The sequence below is a fragment of the Pullulanibacillus pueri genome (assembly GCF_014639255.1).
Classification (GTDB): domain Bacteria; phylum Bacillota; class Bacilli; order Bacillales; family Sporolactobacillaceae; genus Pullulanibacillus; species Pullulanibacillus pueri.
In genome coordinates, this window is record NZ_BMFV01000002.1 from 209,651 (window position 1) to 222,371 (window position 12,721).

The following is a 12,721-nucleotide window of genomic DNA, read 5'->3' on the forward strand; positions in this document are numbered from 1 at the left end:
CCACCCCAAAAAGTAAAGAACACTTTTCGGGGACCCCGATGGTGCGTCGAACCCTACCCACATCGTGTGGGCATGAGGAAAGCGAGCAATCTGGAGTGGAGCTCAACACCCTGAATCCATCAAGATCCAAATGAATTTATTCAACAAAAAAGGACGCCCATAAGTGTTCAACTTATAAATTATGATCATATAAAAAACATAGGAGAGATGAAATGCTTCCAGTTTTATTAGATCCTTGAACAAAAAATATCGGCCGTAGCCGATAGAATGAACATTATTCTTTTATTCTCGGTTTAGTAGGATCACAATTTGGTTTTTCAGAACTTGTTGATTCGGCTATTTTTGTAAGGTAGTAGCACTCTTCGCGCATCATATGGTCTGCCATCAGCGGGGCAAAAGTTCCAAGTGCCTGGTGACTAAGTTCCAACTCTTCAATCTCATTCAAGAAATTCATAAATAGCTGCATCTCTAAGGAAACATCATCTGTGAATCTCTCTAGCGCAGGGAAGTGCGATAATCTCGTCCTTAGAAATCCTGTCATTTCCACTGCTTTGAGATAAAATGCTTCAAAGTCCTTTGTAAACGCATCACTTTTCTTTTTTATTTTCTTCTCAATACGGTCCATATTAGCGGAAATCGCTCCCGCGTGTCCGGCGGCATCCAAAAGCCATAAAGAATGGTGATGAAGTTCATGAAAAATCGGAGGAACCTCCCCTTTTTTTAAATAGGCGAGAACGCGTAGATATTCCTCCAATTCGTTGACCATATGACTTATGAAGGATGGACTGAGCCCGATTTGAATCTTCCCCACCAATTGCTCTCGAATGATATGAAGCTTGAATTCACGGAGTTTTAGTCCTTCCTCCTCCGCCTTTTTGCTCAGCTCAATAAGATCTGAATCTGCAACCCTTTCTAAAAGATAGTCAAAGCCTTGGATAAAATACGTGGCCTGCTCAATTTCATTTTGGTGCTGTGGCCCCAACGTATCATGAATAAAACGCGCATGATCCCCTAATACTTGGAGCCAAAAGCCGTGTTCAAACGTCGCTGCCGTTGTAAAGCTCATGAGGTCCTCTCCCTTTTTATAGGCTAATAAGATCATATCTTAGAATAATGGAAAGTATGCCAATGGGACATAGGGACTCGCTAGCGTTTGCATAAGATTTCAACCCTAGCCTAAAATAATCTAGGGACCGAACTCAATTGAGATGGAGGGAAATCATAATCACATGAAACTTTTTACGGATATAGATCTTGATGGTTTAGGCTGTGGCGTCATCGCCAAACTTGCCTTTGGAGATGATGCCGATGTTGCTTACTGTTCATACCATGTCTTAAATCAGCGAGTAGAACAAGTCATTGAAGATCCTGAATTTGATGACACTGAACTTTATATTACCGATCTTGCGGTGAATAGCTCTGTCGAGAAGAAGCTTGAGAAACGCTTTAATGCGGGGCAGCCTATACAGGTCATTGACCATCATGTCACAGCCATGCATTTTAATAAATATGATTGGGGCTTAGTTAAACCGGAAGACGAAAATGGAAAAAAGACCTGTGCCACTTCTTTATTTTACGACTATTTAATAGAGCATCATCATTTGGAGGAGAGTAGAGCCCTTGAAGAATTTGTTGATTTAATTCGCCAATATGATACTTGGGAATGGGAAGAGAACCATAACAACGCAGCGAAACGGTTAAATGATTTATTTTACATATTTAATCGCAAACACTTTGAGGAGGAAATGCTCAAAAGACTTCAAGATCATCCAGATGCTTTTTCCTTAAGTGATACGGAAGAATTTCTTCTCGATATTGAAGATCAAAAAATTGACCGTTACATCCATTCAAAAAACAAACAAATTATCCAAACTTTTTTTGATGATTATTGTGTGGGAATTATTCACGCAGAGCAGTACCTTTCTGAATTAGGGAATGCTTTGCACAAACTCAATCCACATCTTGATATGATCATCATGTTGAACATGGCCCGAAAGAAAGTCGGCTTTAGGACGATCCATGATACTGTCGATGTCGCAGCCCTCGCTGCTCGTTTTGGTGGTGGCGGTCATCCCAAGGCTTCAGGTTGTGACCTCAGCCCAGAGTTATTTGAAAAACTTGTTGTCGATGTCTTTCCTTTTTCACCTATCAAGCCTGATCCAGAGCACAATGATATTAACGTCAAGTATGCCTCATACGGGACTTGCTATGAAAACCGAAAAGGAGAAACCACCTATATTCGACCATTACACGATGATCACTGTGAAGTCATTCATAATGGCAAAAGACTTGATAAAACCTTCGAATCCTACGAAAAAGCCGAGTATTATATTAAACGCCATTATGCTTCATGGATACGGTACGATACCGATTACATTCGCCACTTCTCAAAAGTCATCCCTATGACGACGGATGAATTAAAGGCAAATCTTGAGACCATTATGGAGAAAGTCTTAAAAGAAGAACGTTAATCATCAAGCCTCAGCCTGCAAGGACTGGGGCTTAAATGATTGGACTCAATAAACTTCATTTAATCTGCACACTGCCTTTACTTAGCTTTAATATTCAGATGCTATGATTGCCTTACTCACAAAGAAGGAGGCAATAACATGAAAGTACGTGCGATATTTATTGATATGGATGGTACATTACTCAACGCCTCGAATAAGATCTCTCACCGGAATAGGGAAGCCATCTATAGACTGATTAATCAAGGTGTCAAGGTTTTTCTCGCTACGGGGCGACACTATGACGTCACCGCTCCCTACCATAAAGACATTGGATTATGCACACCGATGATCTGTTTAAATGGGGCAGTCATTCACGATGCTATAACCCGGAAGAGCGATGCAAATGAAAACCGTTCAAGTCAATGAAGAACGTTTCCACAACCTGACTGCTGACGGCCCATATAATGTGATTATTCATACAGAAAATGGACTTTACTGCAAAGAAACAAATGAAGAAATCGACGGTTGGACGAAGGTCGGGCACATTCCACCACGCCATATTGGCGACTTAAGACAAGCCGATTATCAAGAGGTTCTAAAATATAGTGTTCAAACAGGTACACCATGTCCAGAACTCTCCTCATTGTTCAGAGAGGAAGCAACAGTCATCGATTGGAACAATGGATTTGAGATCGTTGCACCTGGTGTCTCCAAATGGTCCGCTATCAAAAGCTTGCTCAACGCTTATCGAATAAGTCCCAACGACGTTGTGGCGATCGGAGACGGTCCCAATGATATTGACATGCTTCGCCATGTGGGGACAGGTGTCGCAATGGGCAATGCAAGCACCGATGTTAAAGCTGCCGCCGATTTTGTAACAGGGCATCATGAAGATGATGGACTTGCTGAGTTTATAGAACATTATCTTTGTAACTCCTACGAATCCTCTGTAATTTAACAAAGGGACAGGAACCTTGTCCCACTTTTTTATCAAATTTCAAATCTACTTCCATTAAGCGTGATAAAAGAGCTGGTGCTTAAAGTCACCTCCCAAATAAGAAAAACTTGCCTTTTACCAAGTCCTAATCAGAGAAAATAAAATTTTTCTACCGATTTTTTTAGTGCTTCGACGGCTCTTATTCTTTAAAAAAAGGGCCAACATCCTTTGTAGGGATATTAGCCCAAGCGCTTCAGTCCATCGTCTCATCATAGAAATGAACATTCTGCAGAAAATATAGACTTTCTATCTATATCTAAACGAACATCCCTCTCTTTACCATAAGGGCCTCTTCTCTCTCACTTTTTACATTCCATTTCGCAAAACAGCTTGGATGCTTTTCTCGAGAATAGCCATCCCCTTCTGTATACCGTCTTGATCAATGATAAGCGGAGGTAGTAACTTAATGACTTCATCATGAGGTCCTGACGTCTCAATGATTAACCCTTGGTCAAAGGCGGCTTTGGTTATCGTTTTTGCAATGCCCTCCCTTTTACAAGCAATGCCTTGCATGAGGCCTCTCCCTCTTAATTCCCCATCTAAAAGCGGATACGTTTCAATTATTCTCGTTAATTCCTGCTTGATCATTTCAGCCTTTTCCTGGATTTCAAAGCTAAAGCAATCATCTACCCAATAGTCTAAAGCCTCTGTTGCAGCAACAAACGCAAGGTTGTTCCCCCTGAACGTCCCGTTATGCTCCCCAGGTAACCATTGGTCATATTCCGGCTTTATTAATGTCAGGGCCATAGGTAACCCAATACCTCCAATGGATTTTGATAGGCAAACAATATCAGGTTGAATCTCTGCCGGCTCGAAACTGAAAAAGGTCCCCGTTCGCCCACAGCCTCCCTGAATATCGTCAACAATTAATAGAATTCCATTCTCCCGACATAGCTCTTCAATCGCTTTTAACCAGGAAGCACTGGCAACGTTTAGTCCCCCTTCCCCTTGAACCGTTTCTAAAATAATCGCAGCAGGGAAATCCACACCACTGCCATTATCCAGAAGAAACCTTTTCAAATAATCAATCGTATTTTGTCCGTTGACATAATTATCATAAGGCATGATTGTTACATTGCTTAGAGGAATACCTGCGCCTTTTCTTTTTAATGCGTTGCCAGAAAGAGAAAGAGCGCCAATCGTCATTCCGTGAAAGGCATGACTGAAGCTTATAACATTTGTTCTTCCACTGACCTTGCGCGCAATTTTTAATGCGCTTTCAACTGCGTTCGTTCCTGTTGGCCCTGGAAACATGACTTTGTACTCTAAATGTCTTGGTCTTAGTATAATATCGTTGAACTTTTCCAAAAATTCTCCTCGAGCGACCGTCCCCATGTCCAAACTATGCAAGATACCATCTTTTTGAATGTAATCAATAAGCGATTGTTTCATTTTTTCATTATTATGCCCATAGTTAAGTGCTCCCGCACCAGAGAAAAAGTCAATATACTCTTTTCCCATCGAATCCCATATAGAATAGCCCTTAGCTCTTTCAAATACAGCCGGAAAGCTCCGACTATAGCTCCTCACTTCTGATTCTAATTGGCTAAAGGTTTCCATTGTATATTGTTTGGTTGTCGCCATCTCTTCCACCTCTTAAGTTTTATGATCTATACATACACATCTCGTCAACAACGTCATTTAAAACAAAGGAGTGAGGCTATTGTTCTATAAGAAGAAATTGGAACAAGGGCGAAGAAGGCCACCCTTGTTCGATAAGATCTAAAAGCCAACAACAAAGTGGGACATGTCGCTTTCAAAAAAGGCAATATCTTCAAATGTTAAGTGACTGAAAGTGTAGCAGAGTCTCTTAAATAGGAGACCTATTATCTTTTGATCCTCTGAGATGGAATAGCGTATTTTTCACTTACAAATGACAAATGAACGCTAATTGGAACATATCGTTTTAAATGATATGAGCGACACTCACATTGTACTGATGTCAATAACGAATCGATACTTCACATCGGAAGCTAAAACACGCTCGTAGGCTTCATCAATTTGATCGGCTGAAATCACTTCAATTTTAGGCGCAATATCATGTTGGGAACAGAAATCCAACATTTCCTGAGTTTCACGAATGCCTCCTATTAATGAACCTGCAAACGACCGGCGGTGGCCAATGAGAGAGAACACATTAAGTGACAACGGTTCTCCGGGAGCACCAACGTTAACAAGTGCACCGTCAAGGTTTAGGAGCGAGAAATAAGCATCCATGTTGAGTTTTGCACTGACCGTATTAAGAATGAAATCAAAGGATCCAGCAAGCTTTTCAAAAGTTTTTGGGTCGCTTGTGGCATAATAGTGATCCGCGCCAAAGTGCAATCCATCTTCTTTTTTATTCAATGTTTGTGATAGAACTGTCACTTCCGCCCCCATGGCATGGGCAATCTGAACAGCCATATGGCCAAGACCGCCCATCCCCACTACAGCGACTTTCTTTCCAGGGCCAGCCCCCCAATGATTGAGTGGTGAATAGGTTGTAATCCCGGCGCAAAGTAATGGGGCCGCAACGTCAAGCGCAATGTTATCTGGAATGCTCAACACGAAATCCTCAGTGACAACAATATGAGTAGAATAGCCCCCTTGGGTAGGTTCCCCATATTTATCGACCCCTGCATAGGTCGGGATATTGCCTTCAAGACAATATTGTTCTTCTCCTTTATGACAGTTCTCACATTCTCCGCAGGAATCCACCATGCATCCAACCCCGACCCGGTCACCGACCTTATACTTTTGAACCTGGTCTCCTACTGCTGTGACAATGCCGGCAATCTCGTGACCTGGAACGAGAGGGTAGTTGACCTCCCCCCACTCACCATGGGCCGTGTGAATATCAGAATGACAAATACCTGCGTATTTAATCTCTATGAGAACATCATGGGTATCAAGATCCCGTCTTTTAATTTCAGTAGCATGAAACGATTGGTGTGGGCCATCCACAGCTCTGGCTTTAGCAGTAATCATAAAACAACCTCCTGTATGTCTGTATCATTTGTTGAGAGTATTTAGAGAGGCCTAGGTTTAACACCTTTTCAGCATTTTTCCTCCCTCTATTTCTCTTACAATACAATGTTAATCCCTATAGTCCACTCTAGGTCAAGAGGTTCGTTTCAATTCCTTCTAAAGAAATCTATGTTTAAACCGGCACTTCTATATCTGTTCTTTTGACATAAAAAAAATTCCATGTTAAAATCCTTTCAAATCATAGAGCTAACTCGAAGTCTAGTTTTAAAAGAGAAGGAGATAGCGAATGAAGACTTATTCGATCAGCGAAGTAGCAAAGAAGCTGAATCTGACCGTGTATACTTTGCGTTATTACGATAAGGAAGGGCTTCTGCCTTTTGTTGAACGAAATCCCAACGGCACTCGATTATTTAAGGAATCTGATATTGACGCTCTAAAAATTATTGAATGTCTGAAATCCACGGGGATGCCAATTAAAGGAATTAAGACTTTCATCGATTGGTGCTCTGATGGCGATGATACGTTACAACAAAGATATGATATGTTTATGGAACGCAAAGCGGATGTCGAAGCACAGATGGAAGAATTAAAGAAAACGATGGCTGTCATTGAGCATAAATGCTTATACTACAAGACGGCATTAGAAGCGGGAACCGAAGAGATTCACAAAAGCAATAAAATTTCTATGACTCAATAACAGAACACCACCTGTTTTTCATACGTGTGAAAATCAGGTGGTTTTTTCTATTATGATTGCTGGAATAAAATTTTCGGGGGATTTTTTATTTAAACAATATGATTTTAGTATTAACCTCATAATTTATGCCGCCAGGGTTGAACAAGTGGAGCGTAGGTTTCTCTTTTTCACTTGCAGCTTGCGAAAAGAAGACGAACTTGTAGGCATTAGCAGACACAAAAAGAAAGTATAACGAGCATCTTTTAAAAAGGAAGTTATATTTTGAAGAGCAGTTTTTCCAATTATATAATTTTATTTATAATGTTTAATAGACAGGAAATTCAATAATATTCTTTATTTAAGCAAAATAAAAAACCACCATAATTATGTATGGTGGAGACGGTGGGACGTGCTATTCCATGCTTTCGTTCATGGCACTGACTATATCTTGAACCTGCAATTTCAGGTCCCCCAGCGTGTTATACGAAATATAAATTTACTTTTTGACAAGTAGAATTTCATATCCTAGTACTCCCCACAAGTGGGAGCCTATAAGTCGATACACGGCTGTTGGATTACTCCACATACCGCTCGGCATTGCCTTATCACATAAACATTCATTCAAAAATGCTTTTTGAAATTCCATGAATAAGTGACTTAGGTTTCACCGATAAAGCTGGATTTTCACTTATGTGTTACCACATAAGGCGACTATTGACTAATCGAACCCACGTCCAAAGGCATCGTAATATAAGCATCTACGAGCATAGTCGACACATTTGGTGATTCGCGAGCACATCGGCCTGTCGACGGGCACCCGTGTCGCTAGTCTGATTATTCTCTTCTTCTGCCCTCAGACGGCGAGCCGGAAGCGTATCCCACTAGAGTGAGTTCCGTACCCTACCACGTGGGCGATGGAGGGGGGAACCGCTAAGCTACTTAGGCAGCTAAAGCGAGGTTGTTATTAGTTTTGCCAGTTATTGGCTTTGGCGTTTTAACGAGGCCGACCCCCTCGACTCGCAGCTTATACCCGACCTACCCCTGTCGAATCCGGAACGTCCCCATTATTAGATGCTTAAAAGTTGCGGAAACAAGAACTTCGAACTTCTCTTTCCTGTTTTTCCTCATCTTTAAACATACATTATAAGATGTTCAATCAAAATTGAACAATAATGGTAGAAACGTTATCCCGGAGGATAAGTCATATTGTGAACTACATATAGTAGTATAACATGATATAAACTCTATATCAAGGTGACTGTCAAGAAAACGACTGTCATATCATCCTTACTTTTCCAGTGTCAAATTTCATTATTTTTTTATGAGGATAACGCCACAAAAACCACGCCTAGAAACAAGACCCCGCTGTAGACAATTTGCATTCGTGAGCTCTTTTCTTTCAATATAAAGATACCAAATAAGGTTCCGATGACAATGCTAAGTTCACGTAAAGGCGCGATATAGGTGACTGGCGCCATCGCTAATGCGGTTAAAGCCAAAATATAAGCTAAAGGACTTAAGATCCCCACTCCTGCTGCTTGCCATTTATCGAGACGCCAACTCTTAACCACTTCTGCCTTTCGCTGATAGGCAAAAGGGGAGAGGATTAGGAATTGCCCAACCATCCCAAGATATTCATAAAATAAAGGCATGACCGCCAATTCATCTACCGCATACTTATCCCATGTGGTGTACCAGCCAATCAGTATGGCCACACCTAAGCCAAATAATGGACCTTTCACGCCAATATTGCCTCTGATCATCTTAATGCCACCCGCAATGAAAAAGATGGCCACCACAATAACTCCAGTTCCTACTAATGTCAAAGAGCTGGGGGATTCTGAAAGAAAGAGGACCGCTAAAATCATGGCAAAGACCGGTCCCAAACCTCTCGAGATCGGATAGACAATGGAGAGATCACTCACTTTATAGCCTTTTTGTAACAGCAAAAAATAGCCTACATGAATCAGACTACTCACGGCAATAAAAACAACCCCCAGCCAAGAAAGATGTGGCTGCCAAAAGATCACAACAATGATAATCAAGGGCGTGTAGGCAAGGACACCCATTAAGTTAAATAACCACGAAAAAGCAAGTCCAGATGTCTGGGCTTGCTTTTGTAACAAATTCCATGTGGCATGAATAAACGAGGAAATTAAGACAAGTACTAACGCACTAAATGCCATAAATGAACCCTTCTCCCATTAGTTAAAGTGAGGCTTTGGTCTATTTATCTCTTGCCCTTTGTTTTTTGCAGAAAACTACATGCCTTTTTCAGATTGACGTAGAGCCTTTGCGATTTGACGCTCCGCGGTTTTCTTCTTCAGTGTCTCCCGCTTATCATAATTTTTCTTCCCTTTTCCAACGCCGATAAGCACCTTGGCAAAGCCATTCTTGATATACATTTTTAAAGGCACGATGGTGTAACCCGATTCCTTTGAAATCCCAATGAGTTTATTGATTTCTTTTTTATGTAATAGTAGTTTCCTTGTCCTCAGTGGATCGTGATTGTAGCGATTGCCTTGCTCATAGGGGGCAATATGCATATTGTGCAGGAAGACTTCTCCATTATCCACGCGCGCAAAGGCATCTTTAAAATTGATCGACCCCTTCCGAATGGATTTTATTTCGGTCCCTTGTAAGACTAGACCCGCTTCAAAGGTATCCTCAATAAAATAATCATGACGAGCGCGTTTATTTTCGGCAATCTGTCGTCCCTTTTTATCTGCCATGCAATCCCCTTCTTTCTATTTACGACAAGTTCTTAAGGTAAATTCTATTATAAAGTGAACCATTCCATTAAAGCAACCTTACGCCTTAAATCTCAAAATCGACAGCCAAAGTGTCTACCATGCCAATCTCCTTTAAATAAGAAACAACCGCCTGGTGTGCATCCGAAGGACCATAATGCTCTAAATCTGCTTTAGATTCAAAGCGAACGGTAAGCCCCATCGTATACCCTTTGCCACGATCGCTAAAGTTATGATTCGTTTGAATATCAAGGATACCTGGTAATTGATTTTTAAGCTCGCGAAGCCTTTTCATCGCTTCTTCTTTCTGTCCATTCGTTGTTTGCTCATTAAATTTAAATAACACAATATGCTCGATCATCATTTTCTCTCCTCAGGTTCTAAGTTCTTTTTGGTACCTTTATTGTAGCACTTTTGTAAATGGAGCGTGAAGAGATACAGTTAACCTTAATTAGCAGGAATTTTAAATCCCTTACTCATACAAATCAGGTCGCCGATCTTCATAAATGGGGATGGTCTGACGGATTTCTTTGACACGCTCGGGGTCAATAGTAGCAAAAAGAATCTCTTCCTGATCCCCTGCCTCGGCAAGAATGTCACCCCAAGGATCAATCACCATGGAATGTCCGCCAAAGGCATTCTTCGGGTCAGAGCCCACACGGTTACAAGCGACTACAAAGGCCTGATTCTCGATGGCCCGACTTAGTAATAAGGTGCGCCAATGTTCAATCCTTGGCGTCGGCCATTCAGCAGGCACAAATAAACAATGGGCTCCCGCAAGCATATGGGTGCGAATCCATTCTGGGAAGCGAATATCATAACAAATGACGGTTGCCGATGGCATGGCTTCGAGCGTGAACACCTCTTTTTGATCACCGGCGTGTAAAAATTTTTCTTCATCCATGAGACGAAATAAATGTACCTTCTGATACTCGCTAATACACTTGCCCTCTCGATTGAAAGCAAAAGAGGTGTTATAAACCTTTCCCTGACTCTGCTGGGCAATGGAGCCTGCTACAATATGAACAGAATAATGGTGAGCAAGGGCGGCCATCTGTTTTTTTGTCTCCATTCCTTCTTTATCGGCAATCGCGTCTAAACGTGAGAGATCATAACCCGTCGTCCACATCTCAGGTAATACAATCACGTCTGGCTGTTCAATCATCGCTTTCTCAATAAGGTGTTCAACTTTTGAATAATTGTCCTTTGGCTTTCCGAACACAATGTCAAATTGTATTAAGGCAAGCTTCATTGCTATCACCGGTCCTCTCCCAACATTTAAATCCCTTATCGATTGTCATTTAATACGCGATTCTTCGATGCTTCCACTCTTTTGAGTTTCATTATGGCTTCGGTCCAACATTTTTGTCAACTTAAACTGCAAACGCTTAAACCCTTTACTGAAAACGCCTTTACAAAAAGGAGGACTCAGGCTAGTATTAAAAATTAGAATTCTCTTTACAGATTGGAGCGGAAATCATTGATTGAATTTGAGTCTTCAGAAGCTCTTAAGAGGCTTCCTCAGCAATTTTTCTCATCGCTTGTGCAAAAGGTCAACGCGCTCGTAGCATCTGGTGCAGATGTCATTAATCTTGGACAAGGTAATCCGGATCAACCCACACCCCTACATATTGTAAAGTCCCTGCAAGACGCGGCTGAAAATCCTTTATATCATAAATATCCCCCGTTTTCTGGACACCATTTTCTAAAAGAAGCGATCGCTGAATTTTATAAACGGGAATACCATGTAAGTCTAGATCCTTCGACAGAGGTGGCTATCTTATTTGGAGGCAAAACAGGGCTTGTAGAAATGAGTCAATGTTTACTCAATCCTGGAGATACCGCACTTGTTCCTGATCCTGGCTATCCTGACTATTGGTCTGGTATCGCGATGGCTGGAGCGAAAATGACTTTGATGCCTTTACTTGAAGAAAATGGTTTTTTACCCGATTACACGCAAATCGATCCAGATAGACTTGAACAAGCCAAGCTTCTATTTCTTAACTATCCTAATAATCCTACAGGAGCCATTGCCACGCCGAGCTTTTTTAAAGATACCGTGCGTTTAGCGAATCGTCATAAGATAGCTGTCATGCATGATTTTGCCTATGGGGCCATAGGGTTTGATGGAAAAAAACCGATGAGCTTTTTAGAAACGCCTGGGGCAAAAGATGTGGGCATAGAAATTTACACGATGTCTAAAACCTATAATATGGCGGGGTGGCGCATTGGCTTTGCTTTAGGAAATGCGAGTATTATTCGTATGATCAATTTAATTCAGGACCACTTTTATGTCAGCTTGTTTGGTGGCATACAGGAGGCCGCCGCTACAGCGCTCCTTGGCACTCAGGAAAATGTGAAACAACTTGTTCAGCTTTACGAATCCAGACGGAATACATTGATTCAGGGCCTTCAGCAGATCGGATGGACTGTGGATGCTCCTCAAGGTTCATTCTTTGCCTGGCTCAAAGTCCCTGAAGGCTTTACGTCAGAATCTTTCTCTGAGCTTTTACTCAAAAAGGCCCACATCGCTGTAGCACCAGGTATAGGATTTGGGACCACAGGCAATCCCTATGTTCGTGTCGGCTTATTAGATCGGGAAGAACGCCTTCTAGAAGCGGTCGATCGTATTGATCGCTTGAATTTATTCTAGATAAAGTGGGAGCCCGAGACAGACGTTTTTCAGTTTCAGAAAAACCCGGACTATTCATAAATACTATTCGAATAGTCCGGGTTTTGTTTATGCATGAAATGCTTCGTCAAAATACTTCGCTTTCCTCATGCCCACACGATGTGGGTAGGGTCGGCGTTCGACGCACCATCGGGGTCCCCGAAAAGTGTTCTTTACTTTTTGGGGTGGTTGAGGTGCTAGCTTCGGCGG

12 protein-coding genes and 1 other RNA gene are annotated in these 12,721 nt (G+C 41.7%); 5 read left to right on the plus strand and 8 right to left on the minus strand.

Going from position 1 to position 12,721, the window contains the following annotated elements:
* Positions 1–274: 274 nt before the first annotated feature.
* A complete protein-coding gene (locus IEV91_RS02795; RefSeq protein ID WP_188495871.1) occupies positions 275–1,066 on the minus strand; it encodes a DUF2935 domain-containing protein in 792 nt (263 codons plus the stop codon).
* 163 nt (positions 1,067–1,229) lie between these two features.
* On the opposite strand from IEV91_RS02795, the gene IEV91_RS02800 reads away from it, so the two are divergent.
* The 3 genes from IEV91_RS02800 (at position 1,230) to IEV91_RS02805 (ending at position 3,408) form a co-directional block, all read left to right on the plus strand.
* Positions 1,230–2,471: a DHH family phosphoesterase gene (locus tag IEV91_RS02800; RefSeq protein ID WP_188495873.1), complete on the plus strand. Its 1,242-nt coding sequence runs from the start codon at positions 1,230–1,232 to the stop codon at positions 2,469–2,471.
* Between the two features lie 138 nt (positions 2,472–2,609).
* The gene (locus IEV91_RS21595; RefSeq protein ID WP_229745370.1) at positions 2,610–2,876 is read left to right on the plus strand and encodes an HAD family hydrolase; all 267 of its coding nucleotides are present in this window, start codon (positions 2,610–2,612) and stop codon (positions 2,874–2,876) included.
* On the plus strand, positions 2,854–3,408 hold the full coding sequence (locus IEV91_RS02805) for an HAD family hydrolase (RefSeq protein WP_229745371.1): 555 nt from the start codon (positions 2,854–2,856) through the stop codon (positions 3,406–3,408). Before IEV91_RS21595 ends, IEV91_RS02805 begins: the two co-directional genes overlap by 23 nt.
* A gap of 345 nt (positions 3,409–3,753) precedes the next feature.
* On the opposite strand, the gene ectB is transcribed toward IEV91_RS02805, so the two are convergent.
* Positions 3,754–5,031, minus strand: a complete 1,278-nt coding sequence (gene ectB / locus IEV91_RS02810; protein ID WP_188495876.1) for a diaminobutyrate--2-oxoglutarate transaminase — start codon at positions 5,029–5,031, stop codon at positions 3,754–3,756.
* Positions 5,032–5,373: 342 nt separating this feature from the next.
* Positions 5,374–6,414 carry an NAD(P)-dependent alcohol dehydrogenase gene (locus IEV91_RS02815; protein ID WP_188495878.1) on the minus strand — a complete coding sequence of 347 codons (1,041 nt, stop codon included), beginning with the start codon at positions 6,412–6,414 and terminating at the stop codon, positions 5,374–5,376.
* 286 nt (positions 6,415–6,700) lie between these two features.
* On the opposite strand from IEV91_RS02815, the gene IEV91_RS02820 reads away from it, so the two are divergent.
* Positions 6,701–7,111 carry a MerR family transcriptional regulator gene (locus IEV91_RS02820; RefSeq protein WP_188495880.1) on the plus strand — a complete coding sequence of 137 codons (411 nt, stop codon included), beginning with the start codon at positions 6,701–6,703 and terminating at the stop codon, positions 7,109–7,111.
* 698 nt (positions 7,112–7,809) lie between these two features.
* Here the strand turns inward: IEV91_RS02820 and ssrA are convergent.
* The 5 genes from ssrA to IEV91_RS02845 form a co-directional block, all read right to left on the minus strand.
* Positions 7,810–8,145: a transfer-messenger RNA gene (ssrA, locus tag IEV91_RS02825) on the minus strand.
* Positions 8,146–8,409: 264 nt separating this feature from the next.
* A complete protein-coding gene (locus IEV91_RS02830) occupies positions 8,410–9,276 on the minus strand; it encodes an EamA family transporter (protein WP_188495882.1) in 867 nt (288 codons plus the stop codon).
* 75 nt (positions 9,277–9,351) lie between these two features.
* Positions 9,352–9,822: an SsrA-binding protein SmpB gene (smpB, locus tag IEV91_RS02835; RefSeq protein WP_188495885.1), complete on the minus strand. Its 471-nt coding sequence runs from the start codon at positions 9,820–9,822 to the stop codon at positions 9,352–9,354.
* A gap of 85 nt (positions 9,823–9,907) precedes the next feature.
* Positions 9,908–10,201: a Dabb family protein gene (locus IEV91_RS02840; protein WP_188495886.1), complete on the minus strand. Its 294-nt coding sequence runs from the start codon at positions 10,199–10,201 to the stop codon at positions 9,908–9,910.
* 111 nt (positions 10,202–10,312) lie between these two features.
* Positions 10,313–11,092, minus strand: coding sequence for a carbon-nitrogen family hydrolase (locus tag IEV91_RS02845; RefSeq protein ID WP_188495923.1), 780 nt, complete (start codon positions 11,090–11,092; stop codon positions 10,313–10,315).
* A gap of 228 nt (positions 11,093–11,320) precedes the next feature.
* On the opposite strand from IEV91_RS02845, the gene IEV91_RS02850 reads away from it, so the two are divergent.
* Positions 11,321–12,493, plus strand: a complete 1,173-nt coding sequence (locus IEV91_RS02850) for a pyridoxal phosphate-dependent aminotransferase (RefSeq protein WP_239540907.1) — start codon at positions 11,321–11,323, stop codon at positions 12,491–12,493.
* Positions 12,494–12,721 lie beyond the last annotated feature (228 nt).

Coding starts and splice junctions, on each gene's coding strand:
- IEV91_RS02795 (WP_188495871.1), bottom strand. CDS start 1,066: ATGAGCTTTACAACGGCAGCGACGTTTGAACACGGCTTTTGGCTCCAA.
- IEV91_RS02800 (WP_188495873.1), top strand. CDS start 1,230: ATGAAACTTTTTACGGATATAGATCTTGATGGTTTAGGCTGTGGCGTC.
- IEV91_RS21595 (WP_229745370.1), top strand. CDS start 2,610: ATGAAAGTACGTGCGATATTTATTGATATGGATGGTACATTACTCAAC.
- IEV91_RS02805 (WP_229745371.1), top strand. CDS start 2,854: ATGAAAACCGTTCAAGTCAATGAAGAACGTTTCCACAACCTGACTGCT.
- ectB (WP_188495876.1), bottom strand. CDS start 5,031: ATGGCGACAACCAAACAATATACAATGGAAACCTTTAGCCAATTAGAA.
- IEV91_RS02815 (WP_188495878.1), bottom strand. CDS start 6,414: ATGATTACTGCTAAAGCCAGAGCTGTGGATGGCCCACACCAATCGTTT.
- IEV91_RS02820 (WP_188495880.1), top strand. CDS start 6,701: ATGAAGACTTATTCGATCAGCGAAGTAGCAAAGAAGCTGAATCTGACC.
- IEV91_RS02830 (WP_188495882.1), bottom strand. CDS start 9,276: ATGGCATTTAGTGCGTTAGTACTTGTCTTAATTTCCTCGTTTATTCAT.
- smpB (WP_188495885.1), bottom strand. CDS start 9,822: ATGGCAGATAAAAAGGGACGACAGATTGCCGAAAATAAACGCGCTCGT.
- IEV91_RS02840 (WP_188495886.1), bottom strand. CDS start 10,201: ATGATCGAGCATATTGTGTTATTTAAATTTAATGAGCAAACAACGAAT.
- IEV91_RS02845 (WP_188495923.1), bottom strand. CDS start 11,092: ATGAAGCTTGCCTTAATACAATTTGACATTGTGTTCGGAAAGCCAAAG.